Consider the following 22,798-nt stretch of genomic DNA (forward strand, 5'->3'; position numbering starts at 1 on the left):
TATCAGTTATTACCGTTGCCAGGATGATCCTATTTCTTCAGCGATGCCATATCAATCACAAACCTGTATTTCACATCACCTTTCAGCAGGCGTTCATAGGCTTCATTGATCTGTTGAATGCTGATCATCTCAATATCTGATACAATATTATGCTTGCCGCAGAAGTCCAGCATTTCCTGCGTTTCCGGCAGGCCGCCGATCATGGAGCCGGCAAAGGTTCTGCGATAAGGTATGAGACTGAATGCCGCAACAGGAAGCGGATGTTCAGGTGCGCCCACCAAGGCCAGTGCACCGTCTACACGCAGCTGGTTCAGATAAAGGTTGATGTCGTGTTCAGCGGATACCGCATCCAGCACAAAATGCAGCTTGCCAGCATACCGGCGCATTTGATCGCGGTCTTTGGATAATACCACATCATCAGCGCCCAGGCGTTTGGCATCTTCTATCTTCGATGAGGAAGTGGTGAATACGATCACTTCGGCGCCCATGGCTTTTGCCAGTTTAACGCCCATGTGTCCCAAACCACCGAGGCCTACAATTCCCACTTTTTGTCCGGGGCCTACGTTCCAATGCTTTAGCGGCGAATAGGTGGTGATGCCAGCGCACAGTAACGGGGCGGTGGCCGCCAGGTCAAGGTTCTCAGGTACACGCAGTACGAAATCTTCATGTACCACAATGCTCTCGGAGTACCCGCCATAGGTTTGGCTACCCAGGTATTTATCGGGCGAGTTGTAGGTCTGCACATTGGCCACCTCGCAGTATTGCTCCAGTCCATCTTTACAATACTGGCATTCACGGCAGCTATCTACCAGGCAGCCTACTGCAGCAAGGTCGCCCACCTTGAACTTCTTAACATGCTCTCCAACGCTTACAATCTTACCAACGATCTCATGACCCGGCACACAGGGATAAATGGTGCCATGCCATTCATTTCTGGCCGTGTGCAGGTCAGAATGACAAACACCGCAGTACAGGATATCGATCTCCACGTCATGTGGTGTAGGATACCTGCGCCGGATGTTCAGTTGCTGCAAAGCAGCTTCTGCTGCTTCGGTACCGAAGGCTTTGACATCTTTTGTTTTCATGGCGGTGCCACCTTCCGCTGATGTTCTGATAGCTTCCATAATTTTTAGTTTAGTGCTTTACAAAATTGTGGACGGTTAGTCGAACTTATGCTGCCTGGCCGGTAAACCAGCCTGCAGCTGGAACAAACAGGTATGTATTGATGATTACGTGTTTCCCGATCCGGATGAACATCCCTAAGTTACTATAAAAAGAGGGAAATCTATATCCACACTGGTAGCTTGTAACAAAGTGGTCTGCGCTTTCACAGTAATCATCCGTCCCGGATCTTTTTTATATTTGCGGCCTGATCAATCCAGCCAGCATGAGGAAATTGTTACTGTGCATCGTGTCTTTACTTTTTGCAAACGCGCTCTTCTCCCAATCCAGCTCCTTTTCGGGACTGGTTACAGACGCCAATACAAAATTTCCGCTGGAAGGGGCAACCCTTATACTAATGCCCGCTAACCAAACCACCGTTTCTAACGACCAGGGCAGATTCTACTTTAAAACTACCACCGCCGGTCAGCAGGAACTACGGGTTACTGCCATAGGATATGAGGCCCAGACGGTAAAGCTCCCTGCCCTGAAGCAGCAACCGGCTGCGATAGCATTGATCCCTAAAAATATAGAGCTGAGCGAAGTCACTGTTTCCGGCAATCCGGCAGATCAGTTCAGGCCTGTCAGCACGCTGGATATAAAAATGCGGGGTATCAACAATTCGCAGGAAGTACTGCGCATGGTGCCGGGGCTGTTTATTGGCCAGCACGCCGGCGGCGGTAAAGCAGAGCAGCTTTTCCTGCGCGGCTTTGACCTGGATCATGGAACCGATATCAATATCATGGCAGACGGTATGCCGGTTAATATGGTTTCTCACGCGCATGGCCAGGGATATGCAGACCTTCATTTCCTGATACCTGAGCTAATAGAGAACGTAGCCTTCAGGAAAGGCGCCTATTACCCCGAAAAAGGCAATTTTGCTACCTCCGGTTATGTTGACTTCAGGACTTTAAATGTATTGCCTGATAACCTTGCTAAGCTGGAAGGGGGTATGTTCAATACATTCCGGGGTCTGGGGATGGTAAACCTGCTGGGAGAGAGGGCAAAACAAAAGCAACAATCCGCTTTCATTGCCACAGAATATATGTATACCGGCGGCTATTTTGATCATCCGCAGAACTTTAACCGTTTCAACCTGTTTGGTAAATACCATGGCAAGCTGAATGAAAGTAATATACTGACCTTTACTGCGGCTACCTTTTACAGTAAATGGAATGCCTCGGGCCAGATACCTGACCGCGCCGTTGAAAGCGGGTTAATTGGATGGTTTGGTGCTATAGATCCCAATGAGGGAGGGATAACATCCCGCACCAATGTAAATGCTGCACTGACCACCTCATTTTCTAACGGGGATGTATTAAAGAATCAGCTGTACTTTAGCCGCTACAATTTTGAGCTGTATTCCAATTTTACTTTTTTCAAAGAGGACCCGGTAAACGGCGACCAGATCAGGCAACGCGAGCACCGGAATATGTTCGGGTACAACGGCAGTTATACAAAGATCAGCTTCCTGGGTAATATCCGCCTGCGTTCTGAGGTGGGGACAAACCTGCGGCTGGACAGAACACAGGGCTCCGAGCTGTCCCGTACAAAAGACCGGACCAACATTACCGACGCAATACAGCTGGGTGATATCTCCGAATCCAACCTGGCCGCTTATATCAGTGAAGCTTTCCAGTTTACGGAGCGGTTTACGATGAGCACCGGCCTGCGCTATGACCACTTTTTTGATCAATATACAGACCGGCTTCGTAATGACACTATCGGCAAAGCCAATGCAGGAATACTGAGTCCCAAGCTTAATTTCTATTATCACCTCAACAACCGCACACAATTTTATCTCACAACGGGTAAGGGCTTCCACTCCAATGATACCCGGGTGGTGGTGCCGCAAAACGGGCTCCAGGTATTGCCGGCTGCCTACGGTACAGACCTGGGCACGGTATGGAAGCCGGTAAAAGACCTTTTGCTGAATGCAGCTGTGTGGTATCTATGGCTGGACCAGGAATTTGTGTATGTGGGTGACGAAGGCGTGGTAGCGCCCAGCGGTAAAAGCCGCCGTACCGGCTTCGATATATCGGCCCGTTTCCAGCCTGTCAGCTGGTTGTACCTGGATGCTGACCTCAACTACGCTAACGGCCGCGCGGTAAAGGAGCCTAAAGGACAAAATTACCTGCCGCTTGCACCAGTTATTACAAGCGCCGGCGGGGTGACTGTTAAAACAAAACCAGGCATCAGCGGCAGTTTGAGATACCGGTATATGGGCAACCGCCCGGCTAACGAGGATAACACCGTTGTTGCCAAAGGATATTTTGTAACAGACGCCTTTATCAATTTTACACGTCCCAGGTACGAGTTGGGGCTTACAGCGCAGAACCTCTTTGACGTACGTTGGAAGGAAACACAGTTTGATACTGAAAGCCGGCTGCAGCATGAAGCAGCCCCTGTATCAGAGATCCATTTTACACCCGGGACGCCTTTCTTTCTGAAGATAAGCGCCAGCTATCTATTTTGATGTAATACACCGATGCATCGCCATTTGCGTTTTTTCAGTAATCCCGGGTGCAGGTAGCATTCAGGTTCATATCATATTGCGCTGGGATTGCTGTGACCTGCGATAAAACACGGATACTGCGCCGGTAATGATCTGTATCTATAAAGGGGGGCAGGAATATCCGGTTATATACGGGATATCTGCGTGAAATATAGGGATACAACAGGAAGGTGACAGGGATCTGATAGGGAGATTAGTAAGCGTTTGATGCTGCCCGCTTGGAAGGGTTTTAACCCGGAGAAATTTGAGCCGACAAAAGGAGTGACGCCGGAGGCTGTTAATGCAGACAATGCACAGCGGCTCTGGACCCTGGCATAAAATTAACCGGTATTACATTCAAGGTAGATGAATGCCCCCAGAGGAACGCATCTGTTCTCTTGGAATAAGTGCGTTCCTTTGTAATATCAAAAGTAATTGATCCTGGCAGATATCGGACTTTAAAAATGAAAAGATATATCTTTACCGCATTAAACCAGCTTTTTAAACATTCTACTTCCCCGGCTATTATCATGAAAAGCATTACAGTTTTTTGCGGCTCCAGTTTTGGTAATGATCATATCTACGAATCACAGGCAAAGGCCCTCGGACAAACCCTTGCACAACAAGGTATCAAACTTGTATATGGCGGTGCTAAAGTAGGTCTCATGGGCGCCGTAGCCGATGCTGCGCTGTCTGCCGGCGGAAAAGTATACGGTGTGCTTCCCAACTTTTTAAGAACAAAGGAGATCGGGCACGAAGGCCTCACAGAATTGATCCTTGTAGAAAGCATGCACGAACGTAAAACCAGGATGCACGAGCTTTGCGATGGTGTGATCGCACTGCCCGGCGGTTTTGGTACCATGGAAGAGCTTTTCGAAATGCTCACCTGGGCGCAGCTGGGCCTCCACAAGAAACCTATCGGCTTGCTCAATGTAGACGGATTCTATGAGCCGCTCATCACGCTTGCAGACACCATGGTGGCACGGGGCTTTTTAAAAGAAGTTTACCGCCAGATGCTATTGGTCAGCGATAACATCGACAACTTACTCGATCAGATGAGCAATTATATTGCACCCGCTGTTGGTAAATGGATCGAGAAAGATAAGACCTGATCTGACGCAGCAGCGGCAACTGCCGGTTATCTATAATTTCTCCCCGCATTTTTATAACTTGTGAACTTCGCTTAATGCTAAACATTCCACATTCATGAGACGTCAGGTCAAAAAGTTATCAGCTTTTCTTGTACTGTCGTGCCTGGCTGTTGCTGTTGCCAAAGGTCAGTCCAGCACTGGTTACACACAGTATGTTAACACATTCGTCGGCACCGCTCCGATGACAGATCCGAAGATCTTAGGCTACACGCTGCCGGAAGGATGGAGGTCCTGGGCAGGTTTAACCTTCCCCGGCAGCTCATTGCCCAATGCCATGGTGCAGCTCAGCCCTATGACAGAATACGGCTCCGGTGCAGGCTATGAATACGAGGATTCCGTTATTATCGGGTTCACACACACGAACAAGGGCCACTGGAACCTCTGTAACATTCCCGTGTTACCGTTGTCCAATCCCGGAGCGCAATTCGGTTCGCGCTTCTCACATCAGCGGGAAAGCGCATCTCCCGGCTTTTACCAGGTTTATCTCGACGATTACAACGTTAACGTCAGCCTTACATCCACCCTGCGTTGCGGTTATCACCGTTACGAATACAAAGACAATACTTCCAGGCAGATCCTGTTCGACCTTGCCCGCGCCAATAACCGTGTATCCAACTGGCATATTGAAAAGACAGGCAGCAGGGTGCTGCAGGGTTATCAGCAAACCGGTGAAAAGATTTATTTCTACGCGGTGTTAAACACTGATATCGACAAGCTGGATGTAAAGGAAGAGGGCCAGCGCAGCGGACATGCCATTGTACATTTGGCGAACGGCCCTGCCACTCCCGTAGAGATGAAAATAGGCCTGTCTTTTGTCAGCTCCGACAATGCCAGGCAGAACCTGGAAAAGGAGATAGGCAGTAAAACTTTTACCGACATCCGTAACGCAGCTAACCGTAGCTGGGAGGATCTCTTATCCACCATCCAGGTAAAGGGTGGTACCGATAAGCAGCGCCGGATGTTCTACTCCTGTCTTTACCGGTCTTTCCTCTGGCCGGCGCTCCGCAGCGATGTGAATGGTGAATACACAGATGCCAGAGGCAATGTAGTCAAAGCTGATTTCAACTACTACACGGAGCCATCTCTCTGGGATACTTACCGCAATAAAGATGTGCTGCTGGGACTGGTCTCTCCCCGTGTAACCCTGGACGTTATTAAGTCAATGAAGGATGTGGGAGATAAGAGAGGGTTCATTCCCACCTTCTTCCACGGTGATCATGGCGCTTCTTCAATTGCAGGCGCTTACCTCAGAGGTATTGACCAGTTTGATGTGAAAGGTACCTACGAAATATTGCTGAAAAATGCGAACACACCCGGCGGCGCACGCCCGCATATCGCTGAGTATAAAGAGAAAGGCTTTATCTCCGATCCGGATGTGCCCAACCCCCATGTAGAGACCAAAGCCAATGCCGGTGTATCCAAAACCCTTGAGTATTCGTATGACGATTACTCTGTGGCCCAGATTGCTAAAAAACTGGGGGACACGGCTAATTACTGTATCCTTATGGAGCGGTCGCGCAACTATAAGAACATGTTTGATCCCTCCACCCGCTTTATGCGCGGGCGCCTGGCAGATGGCAGCTGGATAACGCCCTTCAATCCGCAGTACCCTTATTATGAATATATGTACCGCGAAGCCAATGCCTGGCAGGTATCCTTTTTTGCCCCCCACGATATGAAGGGGCTGATCGAACTATATGGTGGAAATGCGGGCTTTGAATCCAAGCTGGATTCGCTCTTTACCCTGCCCTGGAACCCGGAATACAAAGCCCGCAACGTGGAAACCATGATCGGGCAGTACTGCCATGGCAACCAGCCAGACCATGAAGCGCCGTTCGCTTATTATTTCATTGGCAAGCCGGAAAAATCCCAGCGTATCATCGATACTATTCTCAATACCTTATATGGCATCGGAGAGGAAGGTATTGCACTCTGCGGTATGGATGACGCAGGGGAGATGTCTGCCTGGTATGTGTTCAGCGCGGCAGGGCTCTATACCTTCTCTGCCACTGATCCGGAGTACCTGGTAACCGTACCGCTCTTCGATGAAGTGAAATGGAAAACCAGCACCGGTAAACTGCTGACATTAACAAAGACCGGTAAAGGAAGGGCATTAACCGCCATAAAGGTGAACGGAAAGCCGATCAAAGGCTATTTTGTACCACATGAGCTGTTTAAGAACGGCGGTCGCATAGAGATGGTTACAAAGTAAGAAAGCGGTTTAACGTAAGGAGATTGTTCACCGCATCTCCTGCAGTATTATTGAAGTAAACAAACACATCTTTCCCTTCATGCAGCCATTGTTGAATGGCATCGGCCTGCCGGCGTAAATAATCACTGGTATAACTGCCTTTGTAATCGCCGGCAGGCCCATGAAAGCGGAGGTATACAAAGCCTGCGTCCTTATTCAGCCTTTCATTCTTCGACCTGGGAATATCCTGCAGCACAATGCAGCACCCATATTCATCCGCCAGCTCATATACCTCCCCAATATACCAGGAAGGATGCCGGAATTCGAGCGCTACCTTCCATTCATGCGGCGGATCAATGCCTTGCAGGATGTCCAGCAGCTGCTCTACCTGTGCAAACAGCTCTACAGTAAAGGAGGGCGGGAACTGTATCAGCAGGCAGCCCTTTTGGGTGCCCGCCTGGCTGATCACCTCCATAAAACGCAGCACATCCTCCGGCTGATAGGCCAGCCCTTTTACATGGGTGATCTCGCGCCACAGCTTAAAGGTAAATACAAAATCATCCGGTACACTGTCTGCCCACTTCTTCACGGTAGTTGCCTGCGGCACCTTGTAAAAGGAACTGTTGATCTCTATGCTGTTGAATAAGGATCCATAGTAGCTAAGCCGGCTTTTATCCTTAAACTCCGGCGGAAATGCCTGTTTGTTGGGAACCGGCAGTACCAGTCCGCTGGTGCCCGATCGAACGATGCCTTGGCGTAAAGCTTTCATACCACCAGCCGGGCAAAAATTCAGCCATCTTTGCAGATGTCGGGGTATTATGTACTTTTGAAGTCACATTTAAACCCTCAATTATCCGATGAAGACTAATCCTAAACCGCATCTTCCAACAAACACCACTATCTCTCCGGCATCAGCGATCGCCCGAACCAGAACATGGCGGGATTTCATTACGAAACATACTGACCTGGGGCCAGGGAAGATACCGCGTGGATGCCGTATCTCTATGGATGATATTATCCGGCTCAGTCGTGATCCGCGCTTTACCGGAGATAAGGTAGGTGGTGTACGCGCCTATTTTACCTGCGCAGAAACCGATACTCCGGATCATGTAACGGAGATCGCCCTGATCTTTGTACCCATCGATAAAAAAGGCAACGATATGATGGTGATAGACCTGCCCCAGGAAGGCGTTGTGGTATCTGCCGTGGAAGACTTTACCAAACCTTGTCCAAGTGCTTGTGATGTGAATAGTCCGCTCTACTGATCATGTCCTCTTTTACATCGTTATATCTTGGGGTGATCGTACCGGCTGCTACCTGTATACCGATCACCATGGGGATCTTTAAATACCGCCGCCTGCCCCGCGGGCAGCGGGCTTTATTGACATACCTGTGCATGGCCCTTATGATCAACGCTATTGCCACCATCTATTCGCATCATAATAACCTGCCGCTGCTGCACATCTATACCATGCTGGAGTTCATACTGCTGGCGCGGTATTATGCGCTGGTCTTCTCTGGCAGGAGGATTGTGCCTTACCTGGTAGCCGCAGCAATAATCTTTCCTGTTTTTTGTATTGTCAATTTCCTGTTCATCCAGCGTATCTACACCTACAATTCCTATACAAGACCGGTGGAAGCTATTTTCCTGGTGCTTTGCAGCCTGTTGTATTTCGCTACGCCTTTAAAAGGGGAGGAGCAGTGGGCAGATGTGCCGGATAACTGGGTGAACGCAGGTATTTTGCTCTACTTTTCAGGGGCCCTGGCGCAGTTCTCTTTCAGCAATGTGCTGGAAGCCACTGCACCTCATTCGGTCATCATGCTGATCCTGGTATTGCATGCTACCCTGGTGCTGATCATGTACATCCTTTTTACCATAAGCTTTTACAAATGCAGCAGCTGACGGACAATATCTATGTAGTAGTGATCCTGGCTATGGTGGGCACTTTCCTGATTGTAAGCATCCTGCTATACCTGCATGCGTATAACCGCAACCGTTTATTGCAGCAGCAGCAGCTCTTACAGCAAACCGAGATCGCACACCAGAAAAAGCTGATGTTAGCCATCTTTGCGTCCCAGGAAGAGGAGCGCCGGAGGATCGGCACCGATTTGCACGACAGCGTGGGCGCAACCTTGTCCTCCCTGCGGCTCATCATCAGCAGCATACCTGCCGAAAAAGCAGAGAGCTGTAAAACGATGATCGATCAGATCATTACCGATGTGCGCCATATTGCACATAATATCTCTCCTGCGGTATTGAACCTGTATGGTTTGTCTGAAGCGGTAGAAGAACTGGCAGACAAGATCAACCAGGCAGGGCGGATCAGTGTATCAACAGATAACCAGGTCGGAACCCAGCTGGATCAGTTGCCGCATGCCATTATGTTGTCACTCTACCGGGTGCTGGAAGAACTGCTGAACAATACCATTCGCCATGCCAATGCCACCGCTGTACGGATCACTTTTTTAGAGGAAGGAGACCGGCTCATCTTGACTTACGCCGACGACGGCAAAGGCCTTCCCCCTGAGATCAGGAAAGGGATGGGCCTTGCCAGTATCACCAACCGCCTGGAGGTGGCAGGGGCCGCATGGCAGTTTGGAGGAGTCGGGCAAGCCGGATTTGCCATACGTATTGAATTGCCAAAAGCTCAAAATAATCCATGAACATGATCAGGATCGCTATCGCAGATGATCATACCTTGTTTCGACAAAGCCTGGCGCTATTGCTGCAGCAGGCGCCTGGTATGGAACTGGTGGCGGAAGCTGCCGATGGTCCCTCATTGCTGCAGGCCCTCGCTGCAATGCCTTCTCTGCCAGATATTGCGCTGATAGATATAGACATGCCCGGTATGAATGGGGTGGAGCTGAACGAACACCTGCAGGCAAGCTATCCGCAGGTCAAGGTGGTGGTATTGTCTATCTACACCCAGGAAAGGATCATTTCGCGGATGATCAATGCCGGTGCTTCCGCCTATCTTTTCAAAAATTGTGAGAAAGAAGAATTTATCCAGGCAATAGAAACTACCTATAAAAGCGGCTTTTATGTAAATAAACAGGTGTTTGAGGCATTGCAGCGAGTGAAGAAGCCTTCCACAGAACTGAAGAATATCAACGCTATCGCCATAGAGCTGACCAACCGGGAAACGGAAGTACTGCGTCTCATCTGCCAGGAATACAATAACAGTGAAATTGCAGAAAAGCTCGCTCTGAGCGTGCGCACGGTAGAAGGCCACCGTAATAACCTCCTGCTGAAGACAGGCTGCCGCAATACTGCCGGCCTGGTGCTTTTCGCCATCCGTTATGGGTTTTTCGTGGCATAACCAGGTAGAAATACCTGGTTTTAAAATGGGTACTTCTTCGCTGAAGATGGTTACGGGAATGCAACAACTTGCAGGCATCATTCATCATCACTTAAATCCTGTAAAGATGAAAAATCCTGTAAAACTGAGAAGTACCACCAGGCTGGTTACCGCACTGCCCACCAGCCAGCAGCTGGCAGATTATGCCAATGCACTGATAGCCGTTAACAGCTACGCCTATGCCATCACTAACCAGCAACTACCGGTGCTGAGCTCACCACCAACCGACTATGCTGAATTTGTTACCTCATTTGTTCCTGCAAAGCAGCATGCGTTGGACTGGTCAACGGATATTTTTGTGTCCATGGTTCAGCTGCCGGCAACTATCCTGAATCAGGCGGCCAATCTTTTTGGCATAGAGGACGTCCTGATCAATGTTTACCTGGAGGAGCTGATCAAGGATCCCAATAACACGGAAGCTCAACAGGGATTGCAGAAGGCGCTGAGCGCTACGCAAAACCTGGTACAGAACCAGCTCAATACCGTGTCGCTGATCCAATCCCAGCTTAGCCAGTTCCTGTCAGACATACAGGTGGATTATGAGACACTTAACCAGATAGCCGCCGCCGCCCTGGCTGATGCTGGTAATGATCAAGCGGCTATCGAGCAGCTGAAAGCAGATATTGTCAGTATGAATCAGCAGATTGCCACTTATCAAACCGTACTAACCGCTTCAGAGATCGGGATTCCCTTATCCATTTTCGTTGGACTGATAGGGGCGGTAGTGTGCACTATCCCCGGGGCGCAGGGTATAGGCACAGGCCTCATTTTAGCAGGGGTTGCTGGTACCGGCGCCTCCATAGCGGGTACTGTGATAGCATCAAAGAACATCAAGGCATTACAGGGCGCCATTACGAGTGAGAAAGAGCAGATCTCCAGCCTCAACCAGGATGTGATCCAGCTGCAGGCGGTAAGCGCCCAGTTTGAAGCATTGCTTGACGTTAGCCTGCAGGCCCAGAATGCTCTTTCCACCATCCGGGATATGTGGACCGAAATGGATAACGTGATCACTGATGTAAACAATGAGCTGAACGCTGTAGACCAGGATGTGACAGCCGATGACTACTCGCAGGCGCTGTCAGATTTCACGCAGGGTGCAGAAGCCTGGACTGATGTGGTAAATTTTGCAAAAGGACTGGCCAGTATTAACTATTCCTGGCAGGATACCAGCGGTAACTGGCACCAGTACGGAACGCAGAACCCCGGCAGCAACAATGGTAATGTCAACCAGATACAGGCGGCGTAAGCGTGATCATCGATCCTGATAACCTCCGCTCAGCAATGATCCGGGAGGGGTACATTGTTCACTGATACGAGCGTATCGAGCCGTAATACCAGCCCATTGTCCAACCGCATATATTCCACCTTGTTGAGGGTGTATACATCCTCGATCCTGGCAGAGACTTCACTTTGCTCACCTTTATCGTCAAAGAAAACGATCCTGCAAATGGTGTGCATGGTGGCCCAGGCTTCCAGGCGGTCATAATAATTGCAGTCAATGGGCTGGTATGGCTTTTCGGGAGTGCTCATAATGGTACCAAATAGTATCCTAAGATACTGCTTCTTTTCCCTTATTGCAAGCCCTGCATAGCGCCTTGTGCGCCTTCTGCTTCACCTTTCGTGTTCTTACGCTTGAAGAGCGACATATCCATCTGCCCGAAGCGGTAAGCAAAGTTCAGTCTGAACATGGGCACATCGCCTATGCGGTGACTGAACTGTGTATAAAAATTACTTTCTGTATACTGATCAAAGCGGCGGGTGCGGAAAATATCATTTACGCTCAAGGTAACGGACGCGGCATTGTTCTTCAAAAAGCTTTTCTGCAAAGCAATATCCACCCCGTAGTAAGACTTAATGTAGCCTTGTGCTGCGCTCTGGGCGCCACCGCCAAAAGGTCCGCCGCCGCCCGGGCCATTATTACCCTGGTTCACCGGCAGGTTGGTTTTAGACTGGTAGGTACCCGACAGCTGTACCTTGAAACTGGCCGGCAGTTTGAAAGTGTTGTTCATTTTGGCAAACCAGCTCCACAGCGCATCCTGCGAAGCGCCCGCAACATTGTCCGCATTGATCCTCGAGTTATACACATTCACGTTGGTATTCATATCCCACCATTTGGTCAGTGTATTCTGTGAAGTGATCTCTGCCCCGATGGAACGGCTGGAGTTGGCATTCACATAGGTACTGATCGGATGCTTGCTGCCGGAGGGCGTGGTTACCGTATCCAGATAGCGGGTAATCAGGTCGGTAGCGTATTTGTAGTACACGGAGGCCATCAGGGTATTGTTACCGCTGAAGGTTTTAGACCAGGAGGCCTCAACGGAATTGGTGAACTCCGGTTTAAGGCCTGCATTACCACGTGTCCAGTTCAGTTGGTCGGTACTGTCAATGAAGGGAATCAGCTGCAGGAAGAATGGCCGGTTAATGCGGCGGGTATAGCTCAGCTGCACTTCCTGCTTGTTCTTCAGCTTCTGGCTTAAGAATACAGAGGGGAAGAGGCTGATCGGGTAGTTGTTGACAAATTCCTGTTTGGTATCTATCAGCTCACCGGTGTAATCCGAACGCTCGGCGCGCAGTCCTACTTTATACCCGAAATCCTTGATAGCGCTGGTGAACGAGAGATAGGCCGCATACACATTATCCTTGTTCTTATAATTGCTGGTGTTGGAAGGCACCAGCTGGTAGTCGCCGGTGGCAGGATTGAGGTAATAGTTATCCTGGTTATTGCTCATTTTGCGCAGCTGTGCCCGCAGCCCTGCTTCCAGTTTGGAGGACCCTTTGAGCGGCTTCACATAATCTGTCTGCATGGTCAGGAAACGGGTGGAACCCTCGCCCAGGATCCGCTGCTGCGTATTGCCTGTTTTGGCGCCTTCGGCGGCGGTAAAAACATCTGTATTATAGTAGGCGTTGTTATCGCCTTTGCCGGAGAAGTAATTAACGTCAGCGGTCAGCTCTTCTCCCTGTTTGGGAAAAAGGTATTTAAAGCCGCCCTGCAGGCCATTGGCATTGAATTCGCGTTTATTGCGGGTGTTTCTTTCACTATAGCTGATATAGTTGCTGTTCTCGTAAGCGCTGTCTGCCCGCAGCACATCTTTCGGGTCAAAGCTGCCATGAACTTTAAGGGCGCCGATAGACAGGGTGGTACGGTTGGTCACAAAGTAGTCCACACCTACGCGGCCAAACAGGAAGCCGCCGTTCATGCGGGTGTTGCTTCGCTGGCTCACCAGCAATGCAGGATCAGAAAGGCCGCTCCTGATATCTGTTGAGCCGCTGTTGCGGTTCCTCATCTGGTTGCCAAACCCACTCAGGGAAAAATTGATCTTATCCTGGCGTACATTGAAGCTTACACCACCGTTCACACCGCCACGTTTATCAACCCCCGCGTTGATGTTACCGTTGTAACCGCTCTTTTTATTCTTTTTCAGGACGATGTTCAGGATACCGGCGTTCCCGCCGGATGCATCATATTTGGCAGAGGGATTGGTGATCACTTCCACGCTCTCTATGGCATCTGCAGGTATCTGGTCCAGCGTAAGGGTAGTGGGCCGGCCGTCGATATAGATTTGCGGGCTGGCGTTACGCAGGGTAACGTTGCCGTCTATATCCACATTCACGGAGGGTACGTTCTTCATGACGTTCACTGCCGTACCGCCGGCGCTAACGATATTCTGGGTTACGTTGAAGACTTTTTTGTCGATCTCCATGCGCAGGGCGGGCGCGCTGGAGGTAATTGTTACCCCGGCCAGCTGTCTTACGTCCGGTTTCATTTGTATCCTGCCCAGGTCTTTGTCAAAGTTGGGAGGTCCCGCTGGTTGTCCGGCAGGTGGTTTGGAGAAAAAAGATACCGTTTGCTGGTGAGGTGCATAGCCGATGGCGGAAATATTGATCTTCAGGGGCCCCGCCACGGGCAGGTCTTCCAGGCTGAAATCGCCGTTAGCCTGTGTGGTAGTGCCTTTCAGCAGCTTGTCCTTCATTTTGCCTGTGACGCTGTCTTTCTGAGACTGCAGGATCACTACTGTAGCATCGCGGAGGCCTTTGCCGGTGCTGTCGATCGCTTTACCAAAAATATGGCCTATACTGGGTGCGGCCTGCCGTTTTGCAGCGCCTGGGGCGCCTGCCGGAGGCTGTGCCGACACGGAAAACGTTATAAAAATAGAAGTCAGTAATACCAGGATTTTTTGCATGTGCTCGATTTTGGGTTGAACCATCGCCGGCAAAATTATGTGCAAAAACTTTCAGGTTTGAAGAAATGAGATGAGCGGGAAAAATACCGCGACGAAAAACCTGCCCGTAAGGCTCTGCTTATCATGATCCCTGAAGCGGCTTATCCCGGACGGCCAATCAGCTGAAAGAATTTTTCCCGGTAATTTTCACTGATGGGCAGCTCTATTGTTGCAATGAAAACGCTGTTCTTCCGGACAGACGTAATAGCATGGATAGAAACAATATAGGATTTATGGATGCGGATAAATTCGTCGGTTGGCAGCTCTTCTTCTATGGCTTTGATGCTCATGCGGGTCATCACTGGTTTGGGGGAGCTTTCCAGGTGAATACGGATATAGTCTTTCTGGCCTTCTATCCAGCGGATATCTGATTTCTGTATCTTTAGCAAGCTGTAGTCTGCACTAACAAAGAGGTAGCCGGCAGCCGGGGCTTCGCCGCTTTTACTTCTGCTGCGCAGCTGATGGAGCTCAAGGGCTTTGTTACAGGCTTTAATGAAGCGGTCCAGTTCAACGGGTTTTACCAGGTAATCCACTACATTCAGGTTAAAGCCTTCCAGGGCATATTTCTCATAAGCGGTAATGAGGATGAACATACAGGGCACAGGACTGCTCTGTATGAACTGCAGGCCACTCAGGCCAGGCATCTGTATGTCCAGGAATACCAGGTCTACCGGCTGCTCCTGTAGTATCCTGATCGCTTCCAGCGGGTCGCTGCAGCTGGCCACCAGCTGCAGGTAGGGCACTTTGCGGATATTGTCCTCCAGCAGTTCAAGCGCCAGTTCTTCATCATCTATGGCTATACAGCGTAACATTAATGCAGCTTCAATTGAAGTGAAACAGTAAAGAATCCATTTGATTTATCTATCACCAGGGTATGGTTGCCCCCGTAGGATAAATTTAATCGTCTTTTTACATTATTGAGTCCTATACCGGTGGTCTTATCTTTTACTTCATTCCCGCATTTATTGTAGCGGTTGCTGATGGAGAACGCCAGTTGCCCGTGCTGCACCTCCAGCCTGATGTTGATCTGCGCATCGGGCACCAGGCCCGTACCATGTTTAAAAGCATTTTCCACAAATGGGATCAGCAGCATGGGCTCAATGGTATAGCCCGGCGATATCTCCGGGAAGCAGGTGTTAATCTGCACCTTTTTACCAAAACGCTGGCGCTGCAGCTCAATATAACTTTGCAGGTATTCCACCTCTTTTTCCAGCAGCACTTTATCGGCATGCGTTTCATACAGCATGTACCGCAGCAGGGAAGAAAGCCTGATCAGGGAAGGTTCAAGTGTGTCAGATTTTTTGCGTGCCAGCGCCACCATATTGTTCAGCACATTAAACATGAAGTGGGGGCTAACCTGCGATCTTAAAAAGGCCAGTTCCGTCTTCAGGTTTTCCGTTTCCTTTTCACGGGCGCGCTGATTTTCTTCCATCCTGTCGCGGATCATACGAAAAGCGGCGCTGGCAATCACCAGGAAGAAGAAAACAGGGAGGTTGAAGGCAAAGAAGTTCCACACTTTATAATTATGCTGGAATTCTGGCAGCAGCAACATAAACAGCAACCGGTCCCAGGCCAGCATCACACAAAGAAAAGCGAGGAGTGACAGTATATACCGGCCGTATTTCCTTTTATAAACCAGGTGCGGGATGAGCAGGTGGGCGTTGGCGTAGAAGAGCAGCATGCGCATCACGTTATTGAGCATATACGCTGCGTGGAAGCCGGTCTTATCCAGCATCCGGTGTGCTCCATTGTCTTCGCCAAAATCGGGACGCAGCAGGTAAGGAAACAAAAAGAAAAGGGCCCAGAAAAGAATGTGCAGGCTCCAGGCCACCCATTTCTTTGTATACCATTCGCCATTCATGGCCGCAATATATCAAGTAATTGCCCACAGAATGGGAATTTTGCGACGAAATTGAAGAATTCGTCTGTTAAAGCGGCAGATATTCCTTATATTAGGATAGAAGCCCCAGTCCATGTTGCAACGCTTGGTTGAAGGAGATCCTTAATTGCTTAACTGTTCAGGTATGAATGAACATATCCGCCTGAAGCATGTAATACTCCTACTGATTTTGTTGCTCCCTGTTCCCAGCTGCTGCGAAGGACAGGCGCTATGGGGAAAAACGCCCTCAGAAAGAAGCCTGATGAAGCATCTCCGTGAAATTGCTTCTTATGTACGCCATCTCCGTGAGGACCGTGAAGATGCTTTAAGTACATCCGTCCGGGAGCAGCTGGACACTATCAATTATCAGGTGAATGATATACTCAATACCTTGCCCGGTCGTTTCCAGGCCGCCTGGCAGTCAACGCCCCCGGATGGTTCTGAAGATTACCGGAGAACGATAAGCAACTATGAGCAGATCCTGTTATGGTTTGATACCGCCATGCAGGTAAAGAATGCGCCTGAAGATATTCCACTGTTCGGCAAAATAGCAGACACGCTTGGTAAAACACTGGCATTTATCCGGGAAGATGTACGGCTGCAGTATGTAGCCTGCGGACTGGGTAAAGAGCGTATACATGTGGATGTAAAAGTGAGGGATGCTACGGGCAGGGAGCAGCCGGGGTACCAGGTGTTTGTGAAGCCTTACATTTCTTCCCATCCTTCGCTGGTAACAATGCTCAACAGCGTGCCCACAGGTATTCCTTCCGGCTGGAAGCTCTGCTGGTTAATAAAGGATGAACGCCTTTTGCAGCAGCAGGAATGGCGTGTGAAAGGCAATGATACTTCCACACACCACCTGGTCTTTATTTTAAAATAGCTCAGTCTTTCAGCGCTATCCACACCGGCGCATGGTCGCTGGTCTTTTCCCATCCGCGTACCTCCTTGTCTACACCTCCAGCTTTAAGCCTGCTGCTTACCTGTGGACTTAACAGGAAGTGATCAATGCGCAGGCCGGCGTTGCGGCCATAGGCATTGCGGAAATAATCCCAGAAGGTATAGATCTTTTCATCCGGGTAAAGCGTACGGATGGCGTCTGTCCAGCCCTGTTCCATCAGCTTTTTGAATGCTGCGCGGGTTTCGGGGCGGAACAGGGCATCATCTACCCAGCTTTCCGGTTTGTATACATCCATTTCGGTGGGCATCACGTTGTAATCGCCTGTAAGCACTACGGGCTGTTTGGAGGCCAGCAGCTGTGCGGCATGCGTGGTAAGCCTTTCAAACCAGCGCAGCTTGTAGTCGAATTTAGGGCCGGGAGCGGGGTTGCCATTAGGCAGGTACAGGCAGCCTATCCGGATCCCGTTCACCATCGCTTCTATATATCGGCTGTGCAGGTCTTCCGGATCACCGGGCAGGACGCGGCAGATCTCCTGCGGCTGTCCTATGCGCGACAGGATAGCGACGCCGTTCCAGCTTTTTTGTCCGTGCCATATAGCATCGTAACCAGCATCTTTGATGGCCTGCTCGGGAAATTTCTCCTGCGGGGCTTTGAGCTCCTGCAGGCAGGCAACATCTGGCGCTGTTTCATTCAGCCAGCGCAGCAGTACAGGAAGGCGTCCGTTCACGCCATTAACGTTATAGGTGGCTATTCTCATGAGCAATCAGGTGAGGTTTACCAGCCGAAGATAAAGCATTTAGGTGTAGAATAATCTACACAATAGCTATCCCCTCAGTGAGGGAGGGCTTAGCGGCACAGTATATGTACTGATCTTGTATCACCAAAAAGGAATGATTATGAGGCATCTTACTTACAGCATGTTGGCTTTTGTGATGATGGCGCTTACCGGTTGCGAAATAATAGGCGGTATTTTTAAGGCCGGGGTATGGACCGGCATCCTGGTGGTGGTACTCGTGGTAGGACTTATCATTTGGCTTATATCTAAAGCCCGCAGGTAGCATTCGGGTTGAAGAAGTTGCAGTTAACGGCCCCTGTCAGGTACTAAATGACAGGGTTACTGCAATTATTACAGTTATTTTGCCCTGGCATAAGGCTTGCAGATCCATAGCGGAGATATTATTAGTTTAAATCAAAGAATCATTAGCATGGAAAACCTGATCAATCAATGCAAACCTAAGGGAGAGGTTTTTAAAGACCTCATGTTTTGCGCGCTTAGTTTAACGGCCGGCATATTTTACTTTTTCTTTAAAGTTTCCGGCCAGGGTAGCCTGGAATGGTATGACGGGCTGGTGCTGACAGCGGTGGGCGCTGGCGCCGGCTTTTTTTATAAGCAGGCGCAGGTGAATGAAAGAAATGTGCAGGAGGAATAGTTATATTTGAGCAAACTATACCTTTGAAGTACAGGACACTGCTCATTATTGCTATTGTTTTCTTCCTGGTTCAGCATACGTTGAGTTTTTGGGAGGGGCTACATCCGCTACTGTTGTTGGCTGGCATGATGTTGCTTTTTATTACCTGGTTTATATTGGCAGTGCTGCTGGGTTACTTTGTGATCGCAAAAAAGCCTGACAGCCCGACGCAGATTGCGACCCTCATTATTGCTGCGGTTGTAGTGGGATTAGCGTATTACCGACCTTTTGGGATTATTAACCTTAGACAATTTGAAAGTAAGGATCTGTTAATTGCGGAAAGAGAGGGCGCTGCAAATTGCACAACAACTTTCAGACTAAAAAAAGATAAAACATTCCGTGAAAGAAACGTGTGCTTTGGCGTCACTAAACAAAACGGACACTACTCCATTCATAACGATACTATCATTTTCTCTGGTATCGATAAAGATGTCTACAAATTTGCTGTAATAAAGCCACCGGACAGTCTGAGTGAAAGTAAGGCAGGTGATTTTTTCTTATATCGTGCATCAGAAGATACAACACCGCTCCGTTTATGGATCATCAGAAATGAGCTTACACTTAATTAAAAGAGAGAGACTCTGGCAATCGTCACCTGGCCTCCCTCTTTTTTATGTTTTAATACTCGCCACCCAATGCAAAAACCGGCTTCCTGTCAATCCACTTTCCTCTTGTAAAATCCGGTATATACTGCAGTGCCCCGCCTTCTGCAACAGACTGTTCGCTCAAAGGTGTAATGGCATACCAGGTAGCCAGATCATACACGTCCAGTGCATAGGGTGTTCCGCGTTTGATGCTTTCGATAAAAGAGTTGAGTACAAACCAGTCCATTCCGCCGTGCCCGGCGCCCGCGGCGTCGCCTGCATATTTTTTCCAGAGCGGATGATCATACTTACCCATATAGCTGGCGGCATCTGCAGGATCGCCGGCCTTTTCCCAGGTATGCGGCTTGCTTTTGCCTTCAACATACACCGACTGCACATCATCCATCCATAATCCATTGGTGCCCTGAACCCGGAAATTTAGTGAGTAGGGGCGGGGCGCATTGGTATCATGGGATAGCATGATGGTTTCTCCATTATTGGTTTTAATGAGAGTCGTAACAATGTCTCCCAGCCTGAATTCCACTTTTGCATTAGGATGATCAGCACCGCCGTGATCTACTACATATTTATGCAGGCCACGCGATTTGGTAGCCATAGAGGTAAGTGTCAGCAAACGGTTACCTCGGTTGATGTTGATCATATTGGCCACCGGCCCTAATCCGTGGGTGGGATAGAGGTCTCCGTTGCGATGCACCGAATGATTGGTGCGCCATTTCGCTTCTGATAGGGCCTTTTCCCCGAACTCCACACCGCCGCCGTAGTATTGTTTGCCGTTGTTGAACTTTACCTCGCGCAGGTCATGCTGGTAGCCGCCCTGCAGGTGGATCAGCTCACCGAAAAGGCCCTGCCGTACCATGTTGAGCACTGCCATTACATCGCGGCGGTAGCATACATTTTCCAAACCAAACACCGGAACACCGGTGGCTTCGCTGGTATTCACCAGTTCCCAGCACTCTTGTATGTCTGATGCCCCGCATACTTCCACGGCCGGCGTTTTGCCGGCTTTCATGGCGGCAACTGCCTGTATGGTATGCCATTCCCATGGAGTAGCGATGATCACGGCATCAATATCGTCGCGTTTCAGCAGGTTATGGAAATCTTCGGGCCCATTGCTGTACTCTGCTACTTTCTTCGCACCATAGGCTTTGCTGATTAAGTTCCTGGCTTTGGGCAGGGTATAAGCGGTGTCCGGATCAGCAATGGCGATCACTTCCACGTCGCTTCGGCGCAGGCACAGCTCCAGGTGTCCCAGTCCGCGGGCGCCTACGCCTATCAGTCCTAATCTTACCTTCGCTTTCTTCTCAGCTGCCAGCAGCTTAGCAGGCGTTTGCAGCAGGGAGAAGCCTATCCCTGCCGCTGCCGTGTTCCGTAAAAATTCTCTTCTTCTCATGCAATTATAATTTGAAGAATATCTTTTTCTGATTTAACCAATAACAGAGATACCATTCCAGTACCCATACCGCCAGGGCGGATAATACGGCCTGAATGGCCGCGGGTACCTGTAACCATCCCGTAAAACCGTTTACAAAAATGCCCACCGCTCCGTTCACCCATTGTGCGCCTACTGTTTCGAAGAACAGGTAGATAAAAATGGAGTTCATGCCTATCACGACCGCTATCCAGGTAAAGCGTTTGTGGTCCCTGATGTCTATCCACCAGTAAAGCGCCGCCAGCAGGAGGGTGACCCAGCCCAGGGAAGTGATCACAAAGCCCGCGGTGCAGATCCTTTTGATGATGGGTGAAATGCCGCTAAGGTCCAGTCCATAGCCCACCAGCAAAGCGATACCGCCGGCTGCCGCCAAAGCCTTTATCTTAACTGCATTGGACCATGGCTGCATCAGCAGCTTGCCCGCTGTAACCCCCAGGATGGTATGTGCGGAAGTGGGCACACAGTTGAATGCCACCCAGCCACCTTCGTTGATCTTGTCCATAAGCAAGGTATCTACATAGGCGCCGAAATTATGCCCCTGTGTAAAGGGCTGGTCGAAGCCGGGCACCTGCACCATGTGGTACAGTATTTCGCTAAGCAGCACCATGGCCAGCGCCACCGCAATTTGCACACCAAACGATCGGCGTACCAGGAAATAAGCTACCAATGAGGTGAAGGATAGTTGCGTAAGTACGTTCCAGAGCTCCCATACCAGGCGGCCGGCATAAATGCAGTGTAAACCGGTGCCTGCGAGGAAGAGCTTCAGACAACGCCAGGCGATATGCCTGAAATTGTCCCGTTCAGACACGCCTTTGGCGCGTTTACGCGCTACTGAAATGTACATCGCTGTACCCGCGATGAACATGAAGGCGGGTTGTACCAGGTCCCACAGGCGCAGGCCGTGCCAGGGGTGGTGAAAGAACTGCGTGATAATGCTGTTAAACAGAACGCCTCCTTCCAGCTCGTGTAATGATTCGTACACACGGCAGCTTTCAGCGGCGAGCAGTAACATGATAACGCCGCGCATTACATCGAGCGATAGCAGCCTGTTATTGGCTTTTAATTGATCCATAGGGTTTATTCAAAATTAACCTGGATAGCAGCGCCGCCGGGAGACGGAACGCGTCCAAGACCGGCAGACCAGTCATTCTTTGTAGTGAAAATAGCAAATTTAAATGCAGTTGTTGCTGCAAGCCCTTTCAGCTTGCCCCGGCTGATGCGCATCTCAAATTTGAAAGTGCCGCCGCTTTCTACGTTGTAGCCGGTGGCGTAGAACTCCGAAGCACTGCTAAGGTCCCAGTCGAAAGCGTTTTGAGCGCCTTTGTGTGTAAAGGCATCCAGCCAGTTGCCAAATACGGTGCCTTCCAGCAATACGTCGAAACCGGCGCCTGTAACGTCTGTGGTATAACCGGTGCCCGGGTCATTGTCTGTATCCAGGTAGAAATCGAAGATGTCGCCGTTGGCTTTTTGGGTGGATCCTTCAATGTAGAAATACACGTACTGCGCATCGTAATCCACCTTTATTTGTTTGAAGTAAGGATCGTTGGCCGGTGGTGTTACTACGTATTGTGTAACGTCATCCCAATCTGCAAAAGAATTGTCGTTCAGCTTAACAGGAGATGTTTTGGCAATAAAGATCACAGTGGAGCCTTCGGCCACTGCGCCGTCTTTATTGGTAGCGTAGAGGGTAGGTACGTATTTGCCTTTACCGGGATAGGTGTGCACCGGGCTTTCTTCGGTTGAGGTTTCGCCGTCGCCAAAATCCCATTTGTAAGATACCGCCCCACTGGTTTCATTTGTAAAGGTAACGGTCCTGTCTTCTATCGTTACCGTATAGAGGACGTCTGGTGCGGGCGTAGTTTCGTCTTTCTTACATCCGCCTGCCACAGCAGCCAGCAACAGGCTATAGCATATATGTCTGATGATCTTCATGATAATACGG

General features: G+C 49.8%; 22 protein-coding genes. 12 read left to right on the plus strand and 10 right to left on the minus strand.

The genetic code is table 11. From position 1 onward, the window contains the following. Positions 1–29: 29 nt before the first annotated feature. On the minus strand, positions 30–1,124 hold the full coding sequence (locus Q0577_RS03460) for an NAD(P)-dependent alcohol dehydrogenase (RefSeq protein WP_298732836.1): 1,095 nt from the start codon (positions 1,122–1,124) through the stop codon (positions 30–32). Positions 1,125–1,387: 263 nt separating this feature from the next. On the opposite strand from Q0577_RS03460, the gene Q0577_RS03465 reads away from it, so the two are divergent. The 3 genes from Q0577_RS03465 to Q0577_RS03475 all read left to right on the plus strand — a co-directional run bounded on the left by Q0577_RS03465 (position 1,388) and on the right by Q0577_RS03475 (position 7,018). After that, positions 1,388–3,637, plus strand: coding sequence for a TonB-dependent receptor (locus Q0577_RS03465; protein ID WP_298732838.1), 2,250 nt, complete (start codon positions 1,388–1,390; stop codon positions 3,635–3,637). A gap of 482 nt (positions 3,638–4,119) precedes the next feature. Further along, the gene (locus Q0577_RS03470) at positions 4,120–4,767 is read left to right on the plus strand and encodes a TIGR00730 family Rossman fold protein (RefSeq protein WP_298732840.1); all 648 of its coding nucleotides are present in this window, start codon (positions 4,120–4,122) and stop codon (positions 4,765–4,767) included. Between the two features lie 94 nt (positions 4,768–4,861). Then, a complete protein-coding gene (locus Q0577_RS03475) occupies positions 4,862–7,018 on the plus strand; it encodes a GH92 family glycosyl hydrolase (RefSeq protein ID WP_298732842.1) in 2,157 nt (718 codons plus the stop codon). Here the strand turns inward: Q0577_RS03475 and Q0577_RS03480 are convergent. After that, the gene (locus Q0577_RS03480; RefSeq protein WP_298732844.1) at positions 7,008–7,766 is read right to left on the minus strand and encodes a DUF72 domain-containing protein; all 759 of its coding nucleotides are present in this window, start codon (positions 7,764–7,766) and stop codon (positions 7,008–7,010) included. The genes Q0577_RS03475 and Q0577_RS03480 overlap by 11 nt on opposite strands. Positions 7,767–7,854: 88 nt before the next feature. Here Q0577_RS03480 and Q0577_RS03485 point away from each other — a divergent pair, with 88 nt between their 5' ends. The 5 genes from Q0577_RS03485 to Q0577_RS03505 all read left to right on the plus strand — a co-directional run bounded on the left by Q0577_RS03485 (position 7,855) and on the right by Q0577_RS03505 (position 11,602). Next, entirely contained in the window at positions 7,855–8,262 is a 408-nt protein-coding gene (locus Q0577_RS03485) for a hypothetical protein (protein WP_298732846.1), read from the plus strand. 2 nt (positions 8,263–8,264) lie between these two features. Continuing rightward, on the plus strand, positions 8,265–8,900 hold the full coding sequence (locus Q0577_RS03490; RefSeq protein WP_298732848.1) for a hypothetical protein: 636 nt from the start codon (positions 8,265–8,267) through the stop codon (positions 8,898–8,900). Continuing rightward, a complete protein-coding gene (locus Q0577_RS03495) occupies positions 8,888–9,661 on the plus strand; it encodes an ATP-binding protein (protein ID WP_298732850.1) in 774 nt (257 codons plus the stop codon). The genes Q0577_RS03490 and Q0577_RS03495 overlap by 13 nt, the downstream gene beginning before the upstream one ends. A 2-nt stretch (positions 9,662–9,663) precedes the next feature. Further along, positions 9,664–10,317 (plus strand): response regulator transcription factor, encoded by a 654-nt coding sequence (locus tag Q0577_RS03500; RefSeq protein WP_298732852.1) that lies wholly within the window; start codon positions 9,664–9,666, stop codon positions 10,315–10,317. A 106-nt stretch (positions 10,318–10,423) separates the two neighbouring features. Further along, entirely contained in the window at positions 10,424–11,602 is a 1,179-nt protein-coding gene (locus tag Q0577_RS03505; protein ID WP_298732854.1) for a hypothetical protein, read from the plus strand. Between the two features lie 29 nt (positions 11,603–11,631). Here the strand turns inward: Q0577_RS03505 and Q0577_RS03510 are convergent, their stop codons facing one another. The 4 genes from Q0577_RS03510 to Q0577_RS03525 all read right to left on the minus strand — a co-directional run bounded on the left by Q0577_RS03510 (position 11,632) and on the right by Q0577_RS03525 (position 16,437). After that, positions 11,632–11,886: a hypothetical protein gene (locus tag Q0577_RS03510; RefSeq protein WP_298732856.1), complete on the minus strand. Its 255-nt coding sequence runs from the start codon at positions 11,884–11,886 to the stop codon at positions 11,632–11,634. 41 nt (positions 11,887–11,927) lie between these two features. Further along, the gene (locus Q0577_RS03515) at positions 11,928–14,537 is read right to left on the minus strand and encodes an outer membrane beta-barrel protein (RefSeq protein WP_298732858.1); all 2,610 of its coding nucleotides are present in this window, start codon (positions 14,535–14,537) and stop codon (positions 11,928–11,930) included. Between the two features lie 140 nt (positions 14,538–14,677). Next, positions 14,678–15,388, minus strand: coding sequence for a LytTR family DNA-binding domain-containing protein (locus Q0577_RS03520; protein ID WP_298732860.1), 711 nt, complete (start codon positions 15,386–15,388; stop codon positions 14,678–14,680). Further along, positions 15,388–16,437 carry a histidine kinase gene (locus Q0577_RS03525; protein ID WP_298732862.1) on the minus strand — a complete coding sequence of 350 codons (1,050 nt, stop codon included), beginning with the start codon at positions 16,435–16,437 and terminating at the stop codon, positions 15,388–15,390. The genes Q0577_RS03520 and Q0577_RS03525 overlap by 1 nt, the downstream gene beginning before the upstream one ends. Before the next feature lie 163 nt (positions 16,438–16,600). Between Q0577_RS03525 and Q0577_RS03530 the strand changes: the two genes are divergently transcribed. Further along, entirely contained in the window at positions 16,601–17,335 is a 735-nt protein-coding gene (locus Q0577_RS03530; protein WP_298732864.1) for a hypothetical protein, read from the plus strand. A 1-nt stretch (position 17,336) separates the two neighbouring features. Here Q0577_RS03530 and xth read toward each other — a convergent pair whose 3' ends face one another. Further along, complete coding sequence (gene xth / locus Q0577_RS03535; RefSeq protein WP_298732866.1) at positions 17,337–18,110, minus strand: exodeoxyribonuclease III; 774 nt, start codon at positions 18,108–18,110, stop codon at positions 17,337–17,339. Between the two features lie 139 nt (positions 18,111–18,249). Between xth and Q0577_RS03540 the strand changes: the two genes are divergently transcribed. The 3 genes from Q0577_RS03540 to Q0577_RS03550 all read left to right on the plus strand — a co-directional run bounded on the left by Q0577_RS03540 (position 18,250) and on the right by Q0577_RS03550 (position 19,391). Beyond that, complete coding sequence (locus Q0577_RS03540; protein ID WP_298732868.1) at positions 18,250–18,411, plus strand: phosphatidate cytidylyltransferase; 162 nt, start codon at positions 18,250–18,252, stop codon at positions 18,409–18,411. A gap of 147 nt (positions 18,412–18,558) precedes the next feature. Then, positions 18,559–18,783, plus strand: a complete 225-nt coding sequence (locus Q0577_RS03545) for a hypothetical protein (RefSeq protein WP_298732870.1) — start codon at positions 18,559–18,561, stop codon at positions 18,781–18,783. Between the two features lie 23 nt (positions 18,784–18,806). Next, positions 18,807–19,391 (plus strand): hypothetical protein, encoded by a 585-nt coding sequence (locus tag Q0577_RS03550; RefSeq protein ID WP_298732872.1) that lies wholly within the window; start codon positions 18,807–18,809, stop codon positions 19,389–19,391. 49 nt (positions 19,392–19,440) lie between these two features. On the opposite strand, the gene Q0577_RS03555 is transcribed toward Q0577_RS03550, so the two are convergent. Genes Q0577_RS03555 through Q0577_RS03565 form a run of 3 tightly spaced genes read right to left on the minus strand, consistent with a single transcriptional unit; the run spans position 19,441 to position 22,788 of the window. After that, complete coding sequence (locus tag Q0577_RS03555) at positions 19,441–20,817, minus strand: Gfo/Idh/MocA family oxidoreductase (RefSeq protein WP_298732874.1); 1,377 nt, start codon at positions 20,815–20,817, stop codon at positions 19,441–19,443. Positions 20,818–20,821: 4 nt separating this feature from the next. After that, positions 20,822–21,928, minus strand: coding sequence for a DUF5009 domain-containing protein (locus tag Q0577_RS03560; protein WP_298732877.1), 1,107 nt, complete (start codon positions 21,926–21,928; stop codon positions 20,822–20,824). Positions 21,929–21,933: 5 nt separating this feature from the next. Beyond that, a complete protein-coding gene (locus Q0577_RS03565; protein WP_298732879.1) occupies positions 21,934–22,788 on the minus strand; it encodes a PKD domain-containing protein in 855 nt (284 codons plus the stop codon). Positions 22,789–22,798 lie beyond the last annotated feature (10 nt).

It is taken from the genome of uncultured Chitinophaga sp. (assembly GCF_937898475.1).
GTDB lineage: Bacteria > Bacteroidota > Bacteroidia > Chitinophagales > Chitinophagaceae > Chitinophaga.

What these genes read in the sequence shown, in the direction of transcription:
- Q0577_RS03460 (WP_298732836.1), bottom strand. Translation starts at nt 1,124, where the DNA reads ATGGAAGCTATCAGAACATCAGCGGAAGGTGGCACCGCCATGAAAACA.
- Q0577_RS03465 (WP_298732838.1), top strand. Translation starts at nt 1,388, where the DNA reads ATGAGGAAATTGTTACTGTGCATCGTGTCTTTACTTTTTGCAAACGCG.
- Q0577_RS03470 (WP_298732840.1), top strand. Translation starts at nt 4,120, where the DNA reads ATGAAAAGATATATCTTTACCGCATTAAACCAGCTTTTTAAACATTCT.
- Q0577_RS03475 (WP_298732842.1), top strand. Translation starts at nt 4,862, where the DNA reads ATGAGACGTCAGGTCAAAAAGTTATCAGCTTTTCTTGTACTGTCGTGC.
- Q0577_RS03480 (WP_298732844.1), bottom strand. Translation starts at nt 7,766, where the DNA reads ATGAAAGCTTTACGCCAAGGCATCGTTCGATCGGGCACCAGCGGACTG.
- Q0577_RS03485 (WP_298732846.1), top strand. Translation starts at nt 7,855, where the DNA reads ATGAAGACTAATCCTAAACCGCATCTTCCAACAAACACCACTATCTCT.
- Q0577_RS03490 (WP_298732848.1), top strand. Translation starts at nt 8,265, where the DNA reads ATGTCCTCTTTTACATCGTTATATCTTGGGGTGATCGTACCGGCTGCT.
- Q0577_RS03495 (WP_298732850.1), top strand. Translation starts at nt 8,888, where the DNA reads ATGCAGCAGCTGACGGACAATATCTATGTAGTAGTGATCCTGGCTATG.
- Q0577_RS03500 (WP_298732852.1), top strand. Translation starts at nt 9,664, where the DNA reads ATGATCAGGATCGCTATCGCAGATGATCATACCTTGTTTCGACAAAGC.
- Q0577_RS03505 (WP_298732854.1), top strand. Translation starts at nt 10,424, where the DNA reads ATGAAAAATCCTGTAAAACTGAGAAGTACCACCAGGCTGGTTACCGCA.
- Q0577_RS03510 (WP_298732856.1), bottom strand. Translation starts at nt 11,886, where the DNA reads ATGAGCACTCCCGAAAAGCCATACCAGCCCATTGACTGCAATTATTAT.
- Q0577_RS03515 (WP_298732858.1), bottom strand. Translation starts at nt 14,537, where the DNA reads ATGCAAAAAATCCTGGTATTACTGACTTCTATTTTTATAACGTTTTCC.
- Q0577_RS03520 (WP_298732860.1), bottom strand. Translation starts at nt 15,388, where the DNA reads ATGTTACGCTGTATAGCCATAGATGATGAAGAACTGGCGCTTGAACTG.
- Q0577_RS03525 (WP_298732862.1), bottom strand. Translation starts at nt 16,437, where the DNA reads ATGAATGGCGAATGGTATACAAAGAAATGGGTGGCCTGGAGCCTGCAC.
- Q0577_RS03530 (WP_298732864.1), top strand. Translation starts at nt 16,601, where the DNA reads ATGAATGAACATATCCGCCTGAAGCATGTAATACTCCTACTGATTTTG.
- xth (WP_298732866.1), bottom strand. Translation starts at nt 18,110, where the DNA reads ATGAGAATAGCCACCTATAACGTTAATGGCGTGAACGGACGCCTTCCT.
- Q0577_RS03540 (WP_298732868.1), top strand. Translation starts at nt 18,250, where the DNA reads ATGAGGCATCTTACTTACAGCATGTTGGCTTTTGTGATGATGGCGCTT.
- Q0577_RS03545 (WP_298732870.1), top strand. Translation starts at nt 18,559, where the DNA reads ATGGAAAACCTGATCAATCAATGCAAACCTAAGGGAGAGGTTTTTAAA.
- Q0577_RS03555 (WP_298732874.1), bottom strand. Translation starts at nt 20,817, where the DNA reads ATGAGAAGAAGAGAATTTTTACGGAACACGGCAGCGGCAGGGATAGGC.
- Q0577_RS03560 (WP_298732877.1), bottom strand. Translation starts at nt 21,928, where the DNA reads ATGGATCAATTAAAAGCCAATAACAGGCTGCTATCGCTCGATGTAATG.
- Q0577_RS03565 (WP_298732879.1), bottom strand. Translation starts at nt 22,788, where the DNA reads ATGAAGATCATCAGACATATATGCTATAGCCTGTTGCTGGCTGCTGTG.